This window comes from Variovorax sp. W2I14 (assembly GCF_050435205.1).
Lineage (GTDB): Bacteria > Pseudomonadota > Gammaproteobacteria > Burkholderiales > Burkholderiaceae_C > Variovorax > Variovorax paradoxus_C.
Map to the genome: position 1 here is coordinate 251,122 of NZ_JBNDJX010000001.1, position 19,015 is coordinate 270,136.

Sequence of the window (19,015 nt, forward strand, 5' to 3'; positions counted from 1 at the left end):
CTTGCGAAAAATCCACCAGACCGAGCCTGCGACCAGGATCAGGCTGCCGCCGAGTGCCGAGACGAGTTCCATGCTTTGCTTTCCGTGATGGAGTTGGCAAGCTGGATCGCCCTCGGACCCGATTCGCGATTCAACGCGGCGGTCGGATGCGAAGCGCTGCATTGCGCGACGATATCGCGCGCACAACCTTCACATTGGCCACATTGTGTGGCCACGCCCAGCTCGAATTGCACTTCGTCAAAAGTCATGCCGGCTCGCACATGGCGTGCGATTTCACGGTCAGAAACTCGATGGCAGACGCAAACGATCATGGCTGTGAAGCGGGCAGTTGGCTGGCTGTTGGTTGCCCGATTATAAATAAGAATCCATCGCATTTGCAATAACTATGGTGTTACTGGGCTTATCGATGACTCTCCAGCAGCCCCGCTATACCTCCGACCAGAGCCGCAAAAGGTTGTGATAGTGGCCCGTCAGCGCCACCGTCTCCTCGCATTCGCCCAGCCGGGCGCGCAATTTCTGGATGTTCTGGTCGAGTTCGAACAGCATGCTGCGCTGCTGGTCGTTGCGCACCATGCTCTGGAGCCAGAAGAACGAGCAAACCCGCGCCCCGCGCGTCACAGGGTGAACGCGGTGCAGGCTGCTTGCCGGATAAAGAATGAGGTCGCCGGCCGGCAATTTCACCTCGTGCGAGCCATAGGTGTCGATCACCTCGAGCTCGCCGCCGTCGTAGTCTTCCGGATCGCACAGGAACAGCGTGCAGGACAGGTCGGTGCGCAGCTGCTGGCCACCTCCGGGCAGCGCGCGCACCGCGCCGTCGATGTGGACGCCGTAGTGCTCACCCCCTTCATAGCGATTGAAGAGCGGCGGAACAAACCGCGAGGGCAGTGCGGCTGAGAAGAAGAGCGAATGATGCGCCAGCGCAGCGAGAACCGTGGCGCCGAGTTCGCGTCCGACATCCGATGACTCCGGCAGTTGCCGGTTGCGCTTGACCTGTGCGCCTTGCGCGCCGACCGTCTCGCGGCCGTCGATCCAGTTCGTCGCATCCAGTGCGGCGCGCATATCGCGCACCTGGGCGGGGCTCAAGACGTCGGGCACATGCAGCATCATTTTTCAGGCACTCCGCAAATAGAAAAGCCCCGGCGGAGGCCGGGGCTCAAGTTTCGCACCGCGCCGGGCGGACCCCGCACGCAACAGGATCAGAACGCGAAGTTCGCCGTGATCTTTGCCGAACGAGGCGTACCCGGCGTGTAGCGGTAGCCGCTCTTGTTGATGGCTGCCGCGTATTCCTTGTCGAACAGGTTGGAGATGTTCAGCTGGATATCGACGTTCTTGTTGATGCGGTAGGAAGCCATCGCGTCGAAGACCCAATAAGCGTCGATGTAGGCCGGCGTACCCACCGCGCCATCGGTGCCGCGGTGCAGCTTGCCGTTGTAGCGCGCGCCGCCGCCGATGGTCAGGCCGAACGGGAACTGGTAGGTGGTCCAGGCCGTGAAGGCGTTCTTCGGGGTGTAGACCAGCACGTTGGTGCCGTCGGCAGTGACGTTGGGGCCGCTCTGAACCTTGGTGTCCATCGTCGTGAACCCGGCCGTCACGCCCCAGCGTTCGGTGATGCTGCCTGCCAGGCCCAGTTCGATGCCCTGGACGCGCTTCTTGCCGCTCTGGTAGTAGACCGAGGTGTTGGTCGGGTCCTGCACCACTTCATTGGTCACGTCGGTGCGATAGATCGCGCCGGTCAGCGACAGCTTGTCGTTCATCACGTCCCACTTCGTGCCGATTTCGAAGGTCTTGGCCTTCTGCGGCAGGAAGTCGGTGCGCGCGGCGCTGTTGCCCGAACCGGCGGCCGACAGCGAGAAGTTCGCGCCGCCCGGGGGCTGGGCCGACGTGCCGTAGGCCGCGTAGATGCTGCCGTTCTTCACGGGCTTGTAGACCACGCCGATCTTGCCGGTGAACAGGTTGTCGGAGAGCTTGAGCGACGAGGGCACGAGCGTGCCGACCGGCAGGCCCGGGTTGGTCGTTGCGGTCGACAGCGTCGAGCCCTGGAACGACGTGTTGTAGTGATCGAAGCGCAGGCCGCCCGTGATCTGCCACTGCTCGTTGAGCTTGATGGTGTCGAAGGCATAGAGGCCGACGGTGTTGGTCACGCCCTTGCTGTCGGCGCTGCTCTGTACGCGGCTGTAGCCGTTGACATAGGGGTTCGGTGCGTAGAGGTTCGCAGCCGGCCAGGCGCCGTTCTGGATCGCTTTGCCGTTGAACAGCGCGCCGGGGGCGAAGTAGCCCAGGTTCGTCTGTTCTTCGCGAATCAGTTCGACGCCTGCGCTCAGCGAGTGGCTCACGCTGCCGGTGTCGAACTTGGCGGTCACGTTCGTCTGGTTGACGAAGATCGTGTTTTCCTGGGTCTTGCTGGTCGGCGAGTTGCGCGTGACCGTCCAGGTGGACGGCAGGCCAGGAATCGGCGTGTCGAGGAAGGCCGTGCCCGCGTTCGGCCGCGCGCCCGTGGCCGTGAGACCGCCCAGCATGAACGACGTCAGCATGTAGTCCTGCTTCGTCTTGCCGTAGCGCGTGGTGTTGCGCAGCGTGACATCGGGCGTGAAGTCGTGCTCGACGCGCGCGGTGAACATGTCCGCCGTGACCTTGTTGAAGTCGTACGACGTGCCGTAGAAGTTCTTCGAATCGACCGGTGCAGCGTAGTTCAGGAAACTGCGGCGACGTGCGCCGAGCGCCGTCGGATCGGGGTTCGAGTAGCTGGGCAGGCCAATGGTCGGCACGCCGCCGTCGGGGACGTTGTCCTGGTCGACGTGCAGGTAGTCGAAGTAGAAGCGCGTGGGCGAGTTCAGGCCGAGCGCGATCGACGGTGCAATGGCCGTGTGCTTGTTCTTGACGAAGTCGCGGCCCGCAACGCCCGAGTCTTCCGTCACCGCGTTCAGGCGGAATGCCGCGCCGATGCCGTTGGCGCTGCTGAGCGACTTGTTCCAGTCGATGCTGCCGCGCTTGTAGTCGGCGCTGCCGAAGCCGATCGAGCCGAGGAAGCTGTCTTCGAGCTTCGGCTTCTTGCTGACGAGATTGATGTAGCCGGTAGGCGAGGTGCGGCCGACGTCGGTGCCCGACGGGCCCTTCACGACTTCGACCTGCTCGATGTTGAAGACGTCGCGCGAGACCGAGCCGAGGTCGCGGATGCCGTCCACGAAGATGCTGCTCGAGCTGTCGAAGCCACGCATGAAGACCGCGTCGCCGGTGTTCGTGTTGCCGTTCTCCCCGAGGAAGAAGGTGCCCACGCCGGGCGTGTTGCGCAGCGCCTCGGTCAGCGTCGTCGCGCCTTGTTCGCGGATGACCTGTTCCTTGATCACCTGCACGGTTTGCGGCGTGTTCAGCAGCGGTGCCGTGAACTTGGGGTTGGCCGAGGTATCGGTCTTGTAGTCGACGCCTGCGGAGTCCTGCACGCGAACTTCGGGCAGTGCGCTGTTTGCCTGCGCAAAGGCGGCGGGGGCCGCAATGGCCATCAGCGTTGCGGCGGCAGCGCCGGAGAGGTGGGGAACGGCGCGCGCGACGGCGTGTTTGCGGCTCTTGATGTAGGCCATGTAGTTTTCTCCGAAAAGGGGCGGCGAACTGAAGGACTCGACTGGCGATGTCCGCACGCACGCTTTCAGATTGAGAAAACCGCTGGACTGGCTGGGTGAGTCAATTTGCGCAGGAGCGCAAAGCGATGCGAATAATAGTGTTTCTCATTAACTTTTGAGAGACATTTGCAAACTTAAGCCATAAGTTTTGCCGCACTGTTGTCAGTAAGCAACTGACCCGCCTGCGAGTCCGCTCGAAGGTCAATAGACGTCGCGGCGATATCGTCCGGCGACCGACAACTCCGCCCAGCGTGCAGGGCCCGCAATCTGCTTCAAGGCTGCATCCACTCCCGACGCCATGCCTTGCAAGCTCCCGCAAACGTAAACGGCCGCGCCGTTGTCCAGCCATGCGCGCAGTTGATCGGCCGCTTGCAGCAGCCGGTGCTGCACATAAAGGCGTTCGGGCTGATCGCGCGAGAACACCATGTCGAGCCGCTGCAGCACGCCGGAAGATTGCCAGGTCTCGATTTCCTCGCGGCAGAGGAAGTCATGAGCAGCCTGCCGTTCGCCGAACACCAGCCAGTTGTCGTTGCGGCCTGCCGCCGCACGGGCGCGCAGATGAGCGCGAAGGCCGGCCAGCCCGGTGCCATTGCCAATGAGGATCAGCGGCCGCGTTTCATTGCCGTCGAGGCGGAAGGTGCGATGTGGCCGCAGGCGCAAGGCGACGGTGTCGCCGAGAGTGAGCGTAGAGGTGAGCAGCCCGGACGCGGCACCGAACGTGCCATCGGGGTGCTGTTCCTGGCGCACCAATAACTGCAGTTCGCCATCGGCGGGCAGCGACGCGATCGAATAGTCGCGAGGCCGCGCTGGGTCGCTTGCAACGGCGATCTGTACCAAGTCGCCTGAAGCCCAGTGAGGCATCGCGCCCGACTGCGGCACCAGGCCCAGCTGGAAGACCGGCGCACCGGCGCTGCCGGCGTTGAGCAGCTCGCGTGTCGTGAGTCGCCACGGCGCGAATGCGTCGACCGGGTCTTTTTGATCGGCGGCAACGTCGCCCCATCGAGCCTGCCAGTCGGCCAGTGCGGCAGGGTCGCTGTTGTCGACCTCGAGGCATGCGAAATCGCGCCTGGCACCGGCCGCATGCAGCCACGCATCGAGTGCGCGACCGAAGCCGCAGAAGTTCTTGTACTGGCGGTCTCCGAGCGCCAGCACGGCATAGCGAAGCGAAGACAAGGCGACGGGTGAATCCATCACCCGCTCCGCGAACACGCTGGCGCCATCGGGCGCATCGCCTTCGCCGTACGTACTTGCCACGAAGAGCGCGCGGTCTGCAGAGGCGAGCGTGCTGGCATCGAGTGCGTTGAGCTCCATCACGCGCACCGGCGTGCCTGCTGCACGCAGTTGCCGCGCCGTCTGCCAGGCGATCGTCTCCGCCTGGCCGGTCTGGCTGGCGAACAGCACGAGGGTCGGGGGCGTTTCGCTGTCGGTCGACAGCGCTGCCGCTTCGCGGACTGCCGCGGTGCGCTGCCGTCGTTGCCGCGCGTAGATGGCAATGCACAGCGCCGCATAGGCCGTCGCCGTGGCGCCCGCGCCCAGCGTGCGCAACATCGCCTCGGTCATGCGCCGTTCTGCGCGATCCAGGCTCGCGTGGCTCGCGGACCTACGTCGTCGTGGGCGATGAACAGGGCCGCAATGTCGTGGCGCTCTGCGAAGGCGAGGCCGTCGTCCGGCCCCAGCACGATCAGCACGGTGGCCAGCGCGTCGGCCTGCATGCAGTGCGCATGCAGCACCGTGACGCTCGCCAGCGCGTGCGCGACCGGTTCGCCGCTGCGCGGATCGATGGTGTGCGACCAGCGGCGACCTTCGTGCTCGCGGCGATGCCAGCGGTCGCCCGATGTGGCGATGGCCATGTCGGCCAGCGCAATGCGCTGCGCGGCAGGTGACTCGCCATCGACCAGCACCTGCCACGGCTGCCCATCCGGACGGCGACCGATGCCGCGCAGTTCGCCACCGATCTCGAAGAGCAGGTCGGTGAGGCCGAGCCCGCGCAAGGCATCGACGCCGTGATCGACTGCGAAACCCTTGGCGATGCCCGAGAGATCGAGCGCGACGTTCCCCGGCTGCAGCAGGGTGCCGCGCGCTTCGTCGAATTCCAGCTGCTGCCAGCCCGTGCGAGTGCGCAGTTCGGCGACAGCTTCGGGCGTGGGAAAGCTGTTCTCTTCCGCGTCAGGGCCGAAGCCCCAGCAAGCCACCAGCGGGCCGACAGTCGGATCGATCGCGCCTCCGCTGACGCGCGCCCAGTGAAGGGCGCAGCGCATCACCTCGGCGAACTCCTCGGGCAGCGCGTGCCGCGAGCCCGCAGGCGCAAAGTTGAAGCGGCTGATGTCCGACGCCGGCTCCCAGTGGCTCATCTGCGCGATGACCCGCGCAAGCGCCGCATCGACCGCTTCGCGCACCTGTTCCAGCGGAAGCATCCGCGGGTTGTCGAAGCGCAGCGACCAGGTCGTGCCCATCGTCTGCCCGCCCAGTTGCTGCAGGCGGGCAGGGTCGGCGCGACGCGGGACGGCCGCGTTGGCGTAACCGCCTGCGCGCCAGGTGCTGAACGAAAGTCCCAAGGGAGCGCGCCGTCTCAGGGATCAGGGCATCACTTCAAGCGTGGCCGCGTAGCTCAGGCGGCGTTCCTTGGCTTGCGGCACGGTGGTCTTGTTGTCCTTGGTGCTGGCATCGAGCCAGTACATGCCGGCCGTCGGCCAGGTCACGCTGAACTGGCCCTTGTCGTCGGTCTTGAGCTTGATTTCCTCGAGCTTGTCGCGGTACTGCGTGTTGCCGGCGGTGACCGTCACTTCGAGGTCCTTCGCGGGCTGGCCATCGAGGTTCAGCGTGAAGCTGGCTTTCTCGCCCTTGACCAGGTCGGTCGGGCTGCCGGCCACGATCAATTCCAGCCCCTGGCCGATCGGCTTGAGCGGCGAGGGCTTTCCGACCGTCACGAAGGTCTCGACGCGGCCCGACGACTGCGTGATGGCGACCTCCTGCGCATCGGCCGGAATTTCCTTGCCGATGGTCTCGGCCGTGCCGCGTGCGCGCTTGTTCTGGCCCGTGGCCTTGTCCTTCCAGCTCGCGAAGGCGCCTGCGTTGACCACGGCGATGCGGTAGGTGCCCGGCTGCGCCACGCTCACGTCGAACACGTTGCGCAGCTTGAGCTTGGCTTCGCTCTCGGGTTTGACGGTGCTGCCATCGGGGGCGGTGATCTGCAGGCCTTCGAGCCGCAGCGGCGCGTGGTTCGCGACGAACAGGTCGTTCGACACGGCGGCATCGACGGACACGGTGTCGGCCTTGGAGAACACGGTGGACGAGGGCAGCAGCCAGGCGTTGTGCGCCATGGAAGCGGAAGCGATGGCCGACAGGGCGATGGCGAGGCCGGTGGCACGCAGGATGGAGCGGGTCATGGGAGGTCCTTGATGGATGAAGCTTGCGGAGAAGGGAGGTTCGTCGTCGATCAGGGCTTGAGTTCGAGCTTGATCTCGCCGAGCTCTTCCTTGCCCGCCGCGGTCGGCTGTGCCGCCGCGGTGGGCGGCCACTGGAACGGAATGCTCACGACCTCGCGGCCACCGACTTCACGCGCCGCTTCGACCACCAGCTTGTAGGCGCCGGGTGCGAGCTTGGGCATCGGTGCAGAGCCTTCGGTGAAGCTCATTTGATGCTTGCCGGCAGGCTTGGTCGCGCCGGTCACGCCATCGACCGGCACCGCCAGTTCGCGGCCGCCGCGACGCCACCACTGGCGCATGTCCTTGAGCCACTTCGTGCCTTCGCCTTCGGGGTTGTTCGTCTTGGTGCGCACGTCGTACCAGACGGCGAGGGTGCTGGCGACCGTGTTGTCCGCGCGCTCGATCCAGGTCGCCACATAGGGGCGGTGGTACTCGGAAACGTTCAGCCGGGGAATCTCGATGTTGACGGCCAAGCTCGCCGCGAAGGCCGGGGTTGCGAGCAACGCCGACATGGCGATCGGCGCGAGTGAGTAGCGAACGTGCACGGGAAAACCTCTTTTTCCTGAATCGAAGATCAATGAATGAACAGCAGCGCGAGCAGCACAGGCACGACGAGGCCCATGCCCACCATCGGCCAGGTGAACGGCCGGTTGCCCGCGTGCATCTTGAGAATGAACAGTCCGGTGATCGAGAAGACCAGCGCGGCGCCCGCGAAGATGTCGATGAACCAGCTCCAGGCGGCACCGGTGTTGCGGCCCTTGTGCAAGTCGTTGAAATAGGAGAGCCAGCCGCGGTCGGTGCGCTCGTATTCGATCTCGCCGTCGGCCAGGCTCAGGCGCAGCCAGGCGTCGCCGCCGGGGCGGGGGAGCGAGAGATAGATTTCGTCATCGGACCATTCGGCATCGTGGCCGGCGGTGCTGACGTCCCAGTTCTTCTGGACCCAGCCTTGCAGCTCGGCGGGCAGGGGCGCCTTGCCTTTCTGTGCCTTGGCGGCCGGGAGTTGCTGTTCGAGCCGGGCGCGCAGGGGCTGGTCGATCGTGCCGTTCAGCTTCGTGATTTCCGGCTTCGCCTCGATCTGCCCCGCGTGATTGAGAGTAAAGCCGGTGATGCTGAACAGGATCATGCCGATGAGGCAGATCGCCGAACTCACCCAATGCCATTCGTGCAGGGTCTTGAGCCAGTAGGCACGGCGGCGGTTGTCGGGGCGGGCGGCGGCAGTCATCGAAGGCGCGGATTCTATCCGTGCGAATGAGAATGACTGCTATTTGGCGGCGGTTAAGTTACGTAAAGCAATAAAAAACGGGACCGAAGTCCCGTTGCATGAGGTCGAAAGATCGCGCTTATTCGAGTTCGCCCATTTGCGATTGCAGGTAGTTCTGCAAGCCGACGCGGTCGATCAAATCGATCTGGGTTTCGAGGAAGTCGATGTGCTCTTCCGTGTCGTCCAAAATCTCCTGGAGCAGGTCGCGCGAGACATAGTCGCGCACCGATTCGCAATGCTGGATGCCGTCCTTGATGGTGGCTTGCGCGCCGGTTTCGGCGCCCAGGTCGCAGCGCAGCAGTTCGGGCACGTCTTCACCGATGTTCAGCTTGCCGAGATCCTGCAGATTGGGCAGGCCGTCGAGCATGAAGATGCGGTCCATCAGCTTGTCGGCGTGCTTCATTTCGCCGATCGATTCCTCGTATTCCTTCTTGGCCAGCTTGTCCAGACCCCAGTGCTTGAGCATGCGGTAGTGCAGGAAGTACTGGTTGATTGCGGTGAGCTCGTTCTTGAGCTGCGCCTGCAGATGTTCGATGACCTTGGGGTCGCCCTTCATGATTTTTCCTTATTCTGAAAGCAGTGATTGTCAGAGGGGCGGATGCGTGCTTGCAAGCAATCCCATGCTGCGCCGGTCTGCATGCGTGTGATGGTGATACACGTTCGTATTGCGGCCTGCCGAAAGCCGCATCCGGCCCATCGCAAACATAGCAAGCTCCAATACTTTTAATAGTTGATATCTATTGAAAACTATATATTGGTAGTTATACTCATGGCTCGCACTTTTTTTGTCCACCCGCAGCATCCAAGGAATCACCCATGTCCCTGATCAACACCCAAGTCCTTCCCTTCAAGACCCAGGCCTACCTCAACGGCAAGTTCATCGATGTGTCCGACGAGACGCTCAAGGGCAAATGGTCCGTGCTGATCTTCATGCCGGCGGCCTTCACCTTCAACTGCCCGACCGAAGTCGAAGACGCGGCCGACAACTACCCCGAGTTCCAGAAGCTGGGCGCCGAGGTCTATATCGTGACCACCGACACGCACTTCTCGCACAAGGTCTGGCACGACACGTCGCCGGCCGTCGGCAAGGCCAAGTTCCCCCTGGTCGGCGACCCGACCCACACGCTGACCAACGCTTTCGGCGTGCACATCCCCGAAGAAGGCCTGGCACTGCGCGGCACCTTCGTGATCAACCCTGACGGCATCATCAAGACCGCCGAAGTGCACTCCAACGAAATCGCCCGCGACGTGAAGGAAACGCTGCGCAAGCTGAAGGCAGCCGTCTACACCGCCGCTCACCCGAACGAAGTCTGCCCGGCCAAGTGGAACGAAGGCGACAAGACCATTGCTCCGTCGTTCGACCTCGTCGGCAAGATCTAAGCGCTCCCGTGCGAAAGCCCGGGCGCTCACGAGGCCCCGGGCTTTTTTGTCCCCAGTTGATAGTTTTCAGTTATCGAAAGTGAGTTCGTCATGCTCGACGCCAGCACCAAAGCCCAATTGAAGAGTTACCTCGAACGCGCCACGCAGCCGATCGAGATCGTCGCTTCGCTCGACGACAGCAAGGCCTCGGGCGAGATGCTGTCGCTGCTGAAGGACGTGGCCGAGTCCTCGCCGCTGGTCAAGCTGACCGAAAGCCGCGACGACAACCACCGCAAGCCCTCGTTCTCGGTCAATCGCCCGAGCGAAAACCATGGCCCGCGTTTCGCCGGCCTGCCGATGGGCCATGAATTCACCTCGCTGATCCTTGCGCTGCTGCAGATCGGCGGCTACCCGCCCAAGGTCGAGCAGGCCGTGCTCGACCAGATCAAGGCGCTCGACGGCGATTTCGAGTTCGAGATTTACGTCTCGCTCACCTGCCACAACTGCCCCGACGTCGTTCAGGCGCTGAACCTGATGGCGATCCAGAACCCGCGCATCCGCACCACGATGATCGAAGGCGGCACCTTCCAGGAGGAAGTGAAGGAACGCCAGATCATGGCCGTGCCGACCGTCTTCCTGAACGGCACCGAATTCGGCCAGGGCCGCATGAGCCTGGAAGAAATCCTTGCCAAGATCGACACCAGCGGCGTCGAGCGCGAAGCCGCGAAGATCGCCGCCAAGGACCCGTTCGACGTGCTCATCGTCGGCGGCGGCCCCGCAGGCGCGGCAGCCGCTGTGTATGCAGCGCGCAAGGGCATCCGCACCGGCGTGGCATCGGAGCGCTTCGGCGGCCAGGTGCTCGACACGCTGGGCATCGAGAACTTCATCTCGATCAAGGAAACCGAAGGTCCGAAGTTCGCCCATGCGCTCGAAGAGCATGTGCGCGACTACGACGTCGACATCATGAATCTGCAACGTGCCAAGGCCCTGGTGCCCGGCAACGACCTGATCGAAGTGCAACTGGAAAGCGGCGCCTCGCTCAAAGCCAAGTCGCTCATCATTTCGACCGGTGCGCGCTGGCGCAACATCAACGTGCCCGGCGAACACGAGTTCAAGAACAAGGGCGTGGCCTACTGCCCGCACTGCGACGGTCCGCTGTTCAAGGGCAAGCGCGTGGCGGTCATCGGCGGCGGCAACTCGGGCGTCGAAGCGGCGATCGACCTGGCCGGCATCGTGGGCCACGTCACGCTGATCGAGTTCGACACCGCATTGCGTGCCGACGCGGTGCTGCAGCGCAAGCTCAAGAGCCTGAAGAACGTCGACGTGTTCACCAACGCGCAGACCACCGAGATCACCGGCGACCAGAAGGTCAACGGCCTCGTCTACAAGGACCGCGCGACCGGCGAACTGAAGAAGGTCGAGCTCGAAGGCGTGTTCATCCAGATCGGCCTCGTGCCCAACACCGACTGGCTCAAGGGCGTGGTCGAGCTCACGAAGCACGGCGAGATCGTCGTCGATGCGCGCGGCCAGACCTCGGTGCCGGGCGTGTTCGCGGCGGGCGACGTGACGACTGTGCCGTTCAAGCAGATCATCATCGCGGCCGGCGACGGCGCGAAGGCGGCGCTTGGTGCGTTCGACCATCTGATCCGCACTTCGGCCCCTGCATGAGTAAGTCTTAAGTTGTTCAGATGAGAATTATTCTCATAGAATAAAAAGCGCGGGCGAACACCTCTTTTTCGCCCCTCATTGCCAGCCAGGTCACGCGCGCAGTTTCGCTGCGCATCAGGGTCCAGCAAGCAGTTTTTCAACTGTTTTCTGGACCTTTTTCGTGGCCACTCAATCCCCTCGCACGTCCCCTCATCGCCTCGCGCTCCTGCCGCTGCTGATCGCCTCCGGGTTCGGCATGGCCACGACCTCGGCGTGGTCCCAGCAAGTCGCGGCGCTCGGCGAAGTGGTGGTGAGCGGATCGCGCTCGGAACAGGCCAAGGACGACCTGCCGCTGAGCATCGAGGTCATCAACCGCGACGACATCGAATCCAAGCAGATCCACGACATCCGCGATGCGGTGCGCGACCTGCCCAACGTCTCGGTCAAACGCTCGCCCGCGCGCTTCGGGCTCGCGCAGGGCAACACCGGCCGCGACGGCAATGCCGGCTTCAACATCCGCGGCCTCGACGGCAACCGCGTGCTGCTGCTGACCGACGGCATCCGCACGCCGCGCAGCTATGTCTTCAGCGCCAACGCCTTCGGCCGCGACTACTTCGACATCGGCCTTGTCGAGCGCATCGAGATCATCAAGGGCCCGGCGTCGGCGCTCTATGGCTCGGACGGTCTCGCTGGCCTCGTCAACTTCATCACCCGCGAGCCCTCGTCGTTCCTGCGCGATGGCCGCACCTTCGGCGGCAGCGCGAACATCGGCTACAGCGGCGAAGACAACGGCGTGCGCGGCGGCGTCACGCTCGCTGGCAAGGCGAACGATGCGCTCGAGTGGCTCATCTCCGCCAACCTCGGCCGCGCGAGCGAGCTCGAGAACATGGGCCGGCTCGACGTGCCCAACGTCGACCGAACCACGCCCAATCCGCAGCGCGACAACACCCGCTCGCTGCTGGCCAAGGCCATCCTCACGCCGAATGCCGACCAGCGCCATTCGTTCACCTTCGAGCACGTCGAGAAGAGCAGCCGCTACGACCTGCTCTCCGGCGTTGCCAAGCCGCCGTATGCGTCCATCTCGGTCGTCGGCCTCAACGCGAAGACCGATCTCGATCGCGACCGTCTCACCTACGAAGGGCGCCTGCGCCTGAACACCGCGGTGGCCGACAGCCTGCTCGCGGTGGTGAGCTACCAGAAGGCCAAGTCGCGCGAGTACATCTACGAAGACCGCTTCACCGCCGCCGACCGCACGCGCGACGTCACCTACGACGAGAACACCTGGCAGCTCGGCCTGCAGGCCGGCAAGACCATCCGCATGGGCGACTGGGCGCAGAAGATCACCTACGGATTCGACTACACCCGCACCAATGTCGAGAACCTGCAGACCGGCCTCGTGCCGCCGGCCGGCGAGAGCTATCCGCTCAAGCGCTTTCCCGACACCCGCGAGACCTCGTCGGCCTTCTATGTGCAGGACGAGTTCATCCACGACCGCTGGAGCATCACGCCCGGCATCCGCTTCGACCGCTTCTCGCTCGATGCGAAGCAGGCGGGCTTCAACGCGCAGGCGGTGTCGCTGTCGGGCTCCGCGGTGTCGCCCAAGCTCGGCGTGCTGTTCCGCGCCACGCCGCAGTTCAGCATCTACGGCAACTACGCCTCAGGCTTCAAGGCGCCCAACGCCTTCCAGGTCAACAATTTCTTCGAGAACGTGATCTCGGGCTACAGGACGATTCCCAACCCGAACCTCAAGCCCGAGAAGAGCCAGAACATCGAATTCGGCGTGCGTGGCAAGGCCGGCGTGCTGAGTTTCGACGTGGCTGCGTTCACCGGCGACTACAAGGACCTGATCGAGAACGACCGGCAGGTGGGCGGCGTGTTCGGCTCGCGCGTCAATCCGGCGACGTTCCAGTCGGTCAACGTCGGGCGCGCGCGCATCAGCGGCTTCGAGATCAAGGGCGAACTCGACTTCACCGAGAACGGCAACGGCTTCTCGGTGCCCTTTGCCTACGGCCAGACGCGCGGGCGCGATCGCACCGACAACCGGCCGCTCAATTCCATCGACCCGCAGAAGTTCAGCGCCGGCCTCAAGTACCAGGCGCCGGCCTGGAGTGTTCGCCTCGATGCGGTTCACCATGGCGCCAAGAAGTGGAGCGACGTGGATCGCAGCGAGGTGACCACCGGCCTGCAATTCCGCACGCCGCAGGCCACCACGCTGGACATCAGCGCGCAGTGGCGCATCAAGAAGGACCTGCGCCTGAACGCCTCGGTGACCAATCTCACCAACAAGCGCTACTGGATGTGGAGCGACGTGCGTGGGCTGACAACGACATCGGCGCTGCGCGATGCCTACAGCCAGCCGGGCCGCAGCTTCAACGTCTCGCTCGTGGCGGATTTCTGATCCAGCCATCGCAACCGCCGACAACAAAGGAAACCCGATGAACGCCGAAGAAATCCGGACCCGCTTCTCCGAACTGCGCGCCAAGGGCATGCGTCACAAGGACGCCGCTGCGGCCATGGCCTTGAGCGAAGGCGCCGCCATCGCCGCACACGCGGGCACGCACGACAAGCCCCTGCGCGCCACGCCGTTGAAGGGCCCGTGGGTCGAGTTGCTGCAAGCGCTGGAACTGTGCGGCCCCGTGCTCGCGCTCACGCGCAACGAGACCACGGTGCACGAGAAGACCGGTGTCTACGAGAAGGTCTCCGGCAGCGAGGCGATGGGGCTCGCACTGGGCGAGGCGATCGATCTGCGTCTTTTCTTCAGCCGCTGGCATGCCGGGTTCGCGGTCAGCGAAGCGGCCGCCAATGCCGGCGTGCCGCCTTCGCTGAGCCTGCAGTTCTTCAATGCGAACGGCCTGGCGGTCCACAAGATCTTCGTGCGCGAGGCCACGGACCGCGACGCGTTCCAGTCGGTCATCGACACCTACACCACACCCGACGCACCCGTGCAGTTCGTGCCGGCTGATCCCAAGGCCGCGCCGCGCGACGACAGCGCCATCGACGCGAGCGGGCTCTCGGAAGCCTGGCGCGGCATGCAGGACACGCACGAGTTCTTCGGCCTCCTGAACAAGTTCGGCGTCGAGCGCCAGCAGAGCTTTCGTCTCACCGAGGGCGAGTTCACGCAGCGCGCGGAAACGTCGGCGGTGCGCGAGCTGCTGCAGGAGGCCACGTTCGACGGCACGCCCATCATGGTGTTCGTCGGCAGTCCGGGCTGCATCCAGATCCATTCCGGTCCCATCGTGCGCGTCGAGCCGATGGAGATTCGCGGGATGCTCTGGCTCAACGTGCTCGACCCCGACTTCAACCTGCACCTGCGCGAAGACCGAATCGCGAGCGTCTGGATCGTCGAGAAGCCGACCAGCGATGGTGTCGTCACTTCGGTCGAAGCCTTCGACGGCGAGGGTGAGCTGATGGCAATGTTCTTCGGCGCCCGCAAGCCGGGCGTTCCCGAGCGCGCGGAGTGGCGCCAGATCGTGCGCAAGCTCTCGCGCGTGGCCACCCCCGGGGAGGAGGCGCTGTGAGCACCGCGCTGAACGTCGTGGAGATCAAGGCCTTCGTGCCGGCGAAGGACTTCGCGCTGTCGTGCGACTTCTACCGGGACCTGGGTTTCACGATGGCGTCGAACGAAGACGGCATCGCCTACTTCCTGCACGGCAACAGCAGCTTCCTGCTGCAGCAGTTCTACGAGCAGCGCCATGCCGAGAATTTCATGATGCATCTGCTGGTCGACGACGCGCATGCGTGGTGGGCTCGCGTGCGGGCTCAGCGGCTGGCCGAGCGCTACGGCGTCAGCACCACGCCGCCCGCAGAGCGGCCGTGGGGCATGGTCGATTTCACGCTGACCGACCCCAGCGGCGTGCTCTGGCGCATCGCGCACAACATTCCCCGGCGCGGCTGATCTGCACCTCCACCTTTCGCTGGCTGCGACTCCATGACCGAACGACACGACCTGCTTCTTCCTCCATCGGCACGCCGCCGCGACGTGCTGCGCGTTCTTTCCGCGTCGGCATTCGGCGCCGCCGCCTGGCCCGCGCTCGCGCAAAACAAGCGCCTGCCCCGGCTGGTGACGGTCAGCGGCGCGATCACCGAAGTGGTGTACATCCTGGGCGCCGAGGGTCAGCTGGTGGGCACCGACACCACCAGCCTCTATCCCGCCGCCGCGCGCAGCACGCCCAAGGTGGGCTACATGCGCCAGCTTTCGGCCGAAGGGCTTCTGTCCCTGAAGCCCGACGCGGTCATCGCGACCAACGAGTCGGGCCCGACCGTGGTGCTCGACCAGATCCGCACGGCCGGCGTCAAGGTCGAGATCATCGAGGCCGACCACACCTGGGCCGAAGTGCAGCGCAAGGTGCAGGCCGTAGGCCGCGCCGCTGCCAAGGAAGCAGAGGCGCGCGAACTGCAGGCCCGGCTCGATGCCGAATGGGCGCAGGTGCAGCAGCGCGTGGGCGCGTCGAAGGGGCGCAAGCCCAAGGTGCTGTTCGTGCTCTCGCACAGCGCGAGCCCGCAGGTCTCGGGCGAGAAGACTGCGGCGCATTCGGTGATCGGCTTTGCCGGCGGCGTGAACGCGCTGGGCGGCTTCCAGGGCTACCGGCCGATGACGGCCGAAGCGATGGCGAGCGCCGCACCGGACATCATCCTCACGAGCACGCAAGGCATCGAGGCGCACGGCGGCATCGACAGGTTCTGGGAGCGGCCCGAACTGGCGCTCACGCCGGCCTACAGGAAGCGCGCGCTGATCGCGCAAGACGCCTTGCTGCTGCTGGGCTTCGGCCCTCGGCTGCCGGCCGCCATCGGCGAGCTGCACGACAAGTTCCAGGCCGCGCTGGCATGAGCCGTCGGACCGCTCCCAAGGCGAATACCGCAGCGCGAAGCGCGAAGGCTGCCCAATGAGCCAACGCTTCGGGGCGCGTGCCGTGCTGGGCGGCAGCGTAGTGCTGCTCGTCGCAGCCTTCGCGGTGGGGGCCGTGTCAGGTGCCTACGCCATCAGTCTTTCGCAGCTCTTGAACGTGCTGACTTCGCTGGGGCAGGGCGGTGTCGACCAGTCGCCCGAGCACCTCGTCTTCTTCAACATACGGCTGCCGCGCCTCGTGCTCGGTGTCGCGGCGGGCGCGGGGCTGGGCATGGCGGGCACGCTGATGCAGGGGCTGTTCCGCAATCCGCTGGCGGACCCCGGGCTCATCGGCATCAGCAGCGGCGCGGCACTGGCGGCCGGCATCACCATCGTGCTGGGCGCGTGGCTGTGGCCGGTGCTGCCGCGCACGCTCGGCAGCTGGACGCTGGTGCTCATGGCCTTCGGCGGCGGTTTTCTCGTGACGCTGCTGATCTACGGGCTCTCGCGCAGCGAGGGGGGCACGCGGATGGCGCTGATGCTGCTGGCGGGCATTGCGATCAATGCGTTGGCGGGCGCGGGGCTCGGGTTGCTGAGCGTGATGGCGACCGACGAACAGTTGCGCAGCCTGCAGTTCTGGCTGCTGGGGAGCCTGGGCGGGGCGCGGTGGAGCGCGGTGATGCTGGTGGGCGCGGCGGTGTTTCTCTCATGCTGGGCGGCGGCCTCGCTCGCATCGCCGCTGAACGCCATTGCGCTTGGGGAGGCGCAGGCGGCGCTGCTCGGCGTGGACGTCGAGCGGACGAAGCGGCGGGCGATCGTCATCACGGCGGTGGCCGTCGGCGCGGTGACGGCCACGACCGGGATCATCGGCTTCATCGGGCTGATCGCGCCGCACTGGGTGCGCATGGTGGCGGGGCCCGATCACCGCATCGTGCTGCCGGCCTCCGCGCTGCTGGGCGCTGCGCTGGTGCTGGCGGCCGACACGGTCGCGCGCACAGTGATGGCGCCTGCGGAGTTGCCGCTGGGCGTGCTCACCGCCTTCATTGGGGTGCCGATGTTCCTCTTGATGCTGCGGCATTTCAGGGGACGCATATGACGGCGGGGCATCGCGCGCTGGCGTGCACGGGCGTCGAGGTGCGCATCGGCGCGAAGACGCTGCTGGCGAATGCCTCCGTCGAACTGGCGCCGGGCCGCGTGACCGCGATCCTCGGGCCGAACGGCGCGGGCAAGTCGACGTTGCTCTCGGTGCTGTCCGGCCAGCGCGAACCGACGCGGCGCAGGGCGACGCTCGACGGCCGGCCGCTCGCGGACCACGGCATGCCGACGCTGGCGCTGCGCCGCGCGCTGATGCCGCAGGAGAGTGCGGTCGCTTTCGACTTCACCGCCCATGACATCGTCGCGCTCGGGCGCTACCCGCACCGCCGGGCGCCCGATCGCGACGAGGACGGGATCATTGCCGAGGCGATGGCGCTGACCGATGTCACGGTGCTGGCGCCCCGCGTTCTCAACACGCTCTCGGGCGGTGAGAAGGCGCGGGTGCATCTGGCGCGAGCGCTGGCGCAACTCTGGCATCCACGCCCCGATGGCGGCACTCGCTGGCTGCTGCTCGATGAGCCCACTGCGGCCCTGGACCTGGCGCACCAGCATTCCGCGATGCGCCTGCTGCGCGCCTGGGCGGCGCGCGGCGTGGGCGTGGTGGCCGTGCTGCACGACCTGAACCTGGCGCGGCGTTATGCCGACGAGGTGGTGGTGCTGGGTGCCGCGGACGGTTTGCGGCAGGGGCCGACCGCCGAGGTGCTTCAGCCCGGGTTGATCGAGTCGGTCTGGGGCATGCCCTGCCAGCCGGTCACGAGCGCGGACGGCACGGTGCAGTACCTGTTCGGCTAGCCCATTGCCTAGAAGTCGCGGCTCAGTAAGTCAGCCGCTCCGGCCGCAGCTCCTGCAGGATCGTCGTCGCGATTTCCTCGATGGACTTGGTGGTGGTCGAGAGCCAGCGGATGCCGGCGCGCCGCATCATCGCTTCGGCTTCGCTCACCTCGTGGCGGCAGTTTTCCAGGCTCGCGTAGCGCGAATCGGGCCGCCGCTCGTTGCGGATCTCGCTCAGGCGCTCGGGCTGGATCGTCAGGCCGAAGATCTTCTTGCGGTGCGGCATCAGGGCCGGCGGGAGCTGGCGACGGTCGAAGTCCTCGGGAATCAGCGGGTAGTTGGCGGCTTTCAGGCCGTGCTGCATCGCCAGGTAGAGCGAGGTGGGCGTCTTGCCGCTGCGGCTCACGCCGACCAGGATGACGTCGGCGCCCTGCAGGTCGCGGTTGCTCTGGCCGTCATCGTGCGCCAGGCTGAAGTCGATGGCGGCGATGCGGGCGTTGTATTCCTTGCTCTTGCTCACGTCGCTGAAGCGGCCGATGCGGTGGTTGGACTTCACCGCCAGTTCGATTTCCAGCGGCCGCACGAAGGTGCCGAACATGTCCAGCAGCATGCCCTTGCAGCCGGTTTCGATCACTTCCAGCACGTCCATGTTGGCCAGCGTGGTGAAGACGATGGGCCGCACGCCCTCGAGTTCGGCCGTGTGGTTGATATGCCGCACCGCCTGATGCGCCTTGTCGACCGTGTCGGTGAAAGGCAGCCGCACGTGGCGCGGCTTCATCTCGAACTGGGCGAGCACGGCGTTGCCGAAAGTCTCGGCGGTGATGCCGGTGCCGTCGGAAATGAAGAAAACAGTGCGTGTCTGCATGGTGTTGCTCTTGCGGCCTTGTCCTGCGGCGCGGGCGACCTTGCCACGCCTACAATCCGGTCCATTATCGGGAATCCGCTTTCCCGACCCCCCATTCTTCTCATGCACGCCGCTTCCGCACCCAAAGCAACGACAACGATCGTGCCGTGCCGC

The 19,015-nt window shown here is 65.4% G+C and carries 18 protein-coding genes; 8 read left to right on the forward strand and 10 right to left on the reverse strand.

Features of this window, described 5'->3' with window-relative positions:
• Window positions 1–38 precede the first annotated feature (38 nt).
• From QF040_RS01180 to bfr, 9 genes are all read right to left on the reverse strand, one after another.
• Window positions 39–311 (reverse strand): (2Fe-2S)-binding protein, encoded by a 273-nt coding sequence (locus QF040_RS01180; protein WP_013540504.1) that lies wholly within the window; start codon window positions 309–311, stop codon window positions 39–41.
• 115 nt (window positions 312–426) lie between these two features.
• Window positions 427–1,107, reverse strand: coding sequence for a Fe2+-dependent dioxygenase (locus QF040_RS01185; protein ID WP_429609390.1), 681 nt, complete (start codon window positions 1,105–1,107; stop codon window positions 427–429).
• Window positions 1,108–1,196: 89 nt separating this feature from the next.
• On the reverse strand, window positions 1,197–3,575 hold the full coding sequence (locus tag QF040_RS01190) for a catecholate siderophore receptor Fiu (RefSeq protein ID WP_429609392.1): 2,379 nt from the start codon (window positions 3,573–3,575) through the stop codon (window positions 1,197–1,199).
• Window positions 3,576–3,815: 240 nt separating this feature from the next.
• Complete coding sequence (locus tag QF040_RS01195) at window positions 3,816–5,174, reverse strand: sulfite reductase subunit alpha (RefSeq protein ID WP_429609394.1); 1,359 nt, start codon at window positions 5,172–5,174, stop codon at window positions 3,816–3,818.
• Window positions 5,171–6,169: an FAD:protein FMN transferase gene (locus QF040_RS01200; protein WP_429609396.1), complete on the reverse strand. Its 999-nt coding sequence runs from the start codon at window positions 6,167–6,169 to the stop codon at window positions 5,171–5,173. The genes QF040_RS01195 and QF040_RS01200 overlap by 4 nt, the downstream gene beginning before the upstream one ends.
• Before the next feature lie 21 nt (window positions 6,170–6,190).
• Window positions 6,191–7,000 (reverse strand): DUF4198 domain-containing protein, encoded by an 810-nt coding sequence (locus tag QF040_RS01205; protein WP_429609398.1) that lies wholly within the window; start codon window positions 6,998–7,000, stop codon window positions 6,191–6,193.
• A 50-nt stretch (window positions 7,001–7,050) separates the two neighbouring features.
• Window positions 7,051–7,551, reverse strand: a complete 501-nt coding sequence (locus QF040_RS01210) for a DUF2271 domain-containing protein (RefSeq protein ID WP_429614594.1) — start codon at window positions 7,549–7,551, stop codon at window positions 7,051–7,053.
• 62 nt (window positions 7,552–7,613) lie between these two features.
• Window positions 7,614–8,261: a PepSY-associated TM helix domain-containing protein gene (locus QF040_RS01215; protein WP_429609400.1), complete on the reverse strand. Its 648-nt coding sequence runs from the start codon at window positions 8,259–8,261 to the stop codon at window positions 7,614–7,616.
• Window positions 8,262–8,379: 118 nt separating this feature from the next.
• Window positions 8,380–8,856 carry a bacterioferritin gene (gene bfr, locus QF040_RS01220; RefSeq protein WP_013540512.1) on the reverse strand — a complete coding sequence of 159 codons (477 nt, stop codon included), beginning with the start codon at window positions 8,854–8,856 and terminating at the stop codon, window positions 8,380–8,382.
• 260 nt (window positions 8,857–9,116) lie between these two features.
• On the opposite strand from bfr, the gene ahpC reads away from it, so the two are divergent.
• The 8 genes from ahpC (at window position 9,117) to QF040_RS01260 (ending at window position 18,018) form a co-directional block, all read left to right on the forward strand.
• Window positions 9,117–9,680 (forward strand): alkyl hydroperoxide reductase subunit C, encoded by a 564-nt coding sequence (gene ahpC, locus QF040_RS01225; RefSeq protein ID WP_013540513.1) that lies wholly within the window; start codon window positions 9,117–9,119, stop codon window positions 9,678–9,680.
• A 90-nt stretch (window positions 9,681–9,770) separates the two neighbouring features.
• A complete protein-coding gene (gene ahpF / locus QF040_RS01230; RefSeq protein ID WP_429609402.1) occupies window positions 9,771–11,327 on the forward strand; it encodes an alkyl hydroperoxide reductase subunit F in 1,557 nt (518 codons plus the stop codon).
• Window positions 11,328–11,487: 160 nt separating this feature from the next.
• The gene (locus tag QF040_RS01235; protein ID WP_429609404.1) at window positions 11,488–13,704 is read left to right on the forward strand and encodes a TonB-dependent hemoglobin/transferrin/lactoferrin family receptor; all 2,217 of its coding nucleotides are present in this window, start codon (window positions 11,488–11,490) and stop codon (window positions 13,702–13,704) included.
• A 37-nt stretch (window positions 13,705–13,741) separates the two neighbouring features.
• Window positions 13,742–14,824 (forward strand): hemin-degrading factor, encoded by a 1,083-nt coding sequence (locus QF040_RS01240; RefSeq protein WP_429609406.1) that lies wholly within the window; start codon window positions 13,742–13,744, stop codon window positions 14,822–14,824.
• Entirely contained in the window at window positions 14,821–15,201 is a 381-nt protein-coding gene (locus QF040_RS01245) for a VOC family protein (RefSeq protein ID WP_429609408.1), read from the forward strand. Before QF040_RS01240 ends, QF040_RS01245 begins: the two co-directional genes overlap by 4 nt.
• A gap of 33 nt (window positions 15,202–15,234) precedes the next feature.
• The gene (locus QF040_RS01250) at window positions 15,235–16,134 is read left to right on the forward strand and encodes a heme/hemin ABC transporter substrate-binding protein (protein WP_429609410.1); all 900 of its coding nucleotides are present in this window, start codon (window positions 15,235–15,237) and stop codon (window positions 16,132–16,134) included.
• 55 nt (window positions 16,135–16,189) lie between these two features.
• Window positions 16,190–17,227: a FecCD family ABC transporter permease gene (locus QF040_RS01255; RefSeq protein ID WP_429609412.1), complete on the forward strand. Its 1,038-nt coding sequence runs from the start codon at window positions 16,190–16,192 to the stop codon at window positions 17,225–17,227.
• Entirely contained in the window at window positions 17,224–18,018 is a 795-nt protein-coding gene (locus QF040_RS01260) for a heme ABC transporter ATP-binding protein (protein ID WP_429609414.1), read from the forward strand. The genes QF040_RS01255 and QF040_RS01260 overlap by 4 nt, the downstream gene beginning before the upstream one ends.
• Window positions 18,019–18,040: 22 nt before the next feature.
• Here QF040_RS01260 and ppsR read toward each other — a convergent pair whose 3' ends face one another.
• Window positions 18,041–18,862 carry a posphoenolpyruvate synthetase regulatory kinase/phosphorylase PpsR gene (gene ppsR / locus QF040_RS01265; protein WP_306877557.1) on the reverse strand — a complete coding sequence of 274 codons (822 nt, stop codon included), beginning with the start codon at window positions 18,860–18,862 and terminating at the stop codon, window positions 18,041–18,043.
• Between the last annotated feature and the right edge of the window lie 153 nt (window positions 18,863–19,015).

Excerpts from the sequence above, each read along its gene's own strand:
- QF040_RS01180 (WP_013540504.1), bottom strand. The coding sequence starts at position 311 with ATGATCGTTTGCGTCTGCCATCGAGTTTCTGACCGTGAAATCGCACGC.
- QF040_RS01185 (WP_429609390.1), bottom strand. The coding sequence starts at position 1,107 with ATGATGCTGCATGTGCCCGACGTCTTGAGCCCCGCCCAGGTGCGCGAT.
- QF040_RS01190 (WP_429609392.1), bottom strand. The coding sequence starts at position 3,575 with ATGGCCTACATCAAGAGCCGCAAACACGCCGTCGCGCGCGCCGTTCCC.
- QF040_RS01195 (WP_429609394.1), bottom strand. The coding sequence starts at position 5,174 with ATGACCGAGGCGATGTTGCGCACGCTGGGCGCGGGCGCCACGGCGACG.
- QF040_RS01205 (WP_429609398.1), bottom strand. The coding sequence starts at position 7,000 with ATGACCCGCTCCATCCTGCGTGCCACCGGCCTCGCCATCGCCCTGTCG.
- QF040_RS01210 (WP_429614594.1), bottom strand. The coding sequence starts at position 7,551 with ATGTCGGCGTTGCTCGCAACCCCGGCCTTCGCGGCGAGCTTGGCCGTC.
- QF040_RS01215 (WP_429609400.1), bottom strand. The coding sequence starts at position 8,261 with ATGACTGCCGCCGCCCGCCCCGACAACCGCCGCCGTGCCTACTGGCTC.
- bfr (WP_013540512.1), bottom strand. The coding sequence starts at position 8,856 with ATGAAGGGCGACCCCAAGGTCATCGAACATCTGCAGGCGCAGCTCAAG.
- ahpC (WP_013540513.1), top strand. The coding sequence starts at position 9,117 with ATGTCCCTGATCAACACCCAAGTCCTTCCCTTCAAGACCCAGGCCTAC.
- ahpF (WP_429609402.1), top strand. The coding sequence starts at position 9,771 with ATGCTCGACGCCAGCACCAAAGCCCAATTGAAGAGTTACCTCGAACGC.
- QF040_RS01240 (WP_429609406.1), top strand. The coding sequence starts at position 13,742 with ATGAACGCCGAAGAAATCCGGACCCGCTTCTCCGAACTGCGCGCCAAG.
- QF040_RS01250 (WP_429609410.1), top strand. The coding sequence starts at position 15,235 with ATGACCGAACGACACGACCTGCTTCTTCCTCCATCGGCACGCCGCCGC.
- QF040_RS01255 (WP_429609412.1), top strand. The coding sequence starts at position 16,190 with ATGAGCCAACGCTTCGGGGCGCGTGCCGTGCTGGGCGGCAGCGTAGTG.
- QF040_RS01260 (WP_429609414.1), top strand. The coding sequence starts at position 17,224 with ATGACGGCGGGGCATCGCGCGCTGGCGTGCACGGGCGTCGAGGTGCGC.
- ppsR (WP_306877557.1), bottom strand. The coding sequence starts at position 18,862 with ATGCAGACACGCACTGTTTTCTTCATTTCCGACGGCACCGGCATCACC.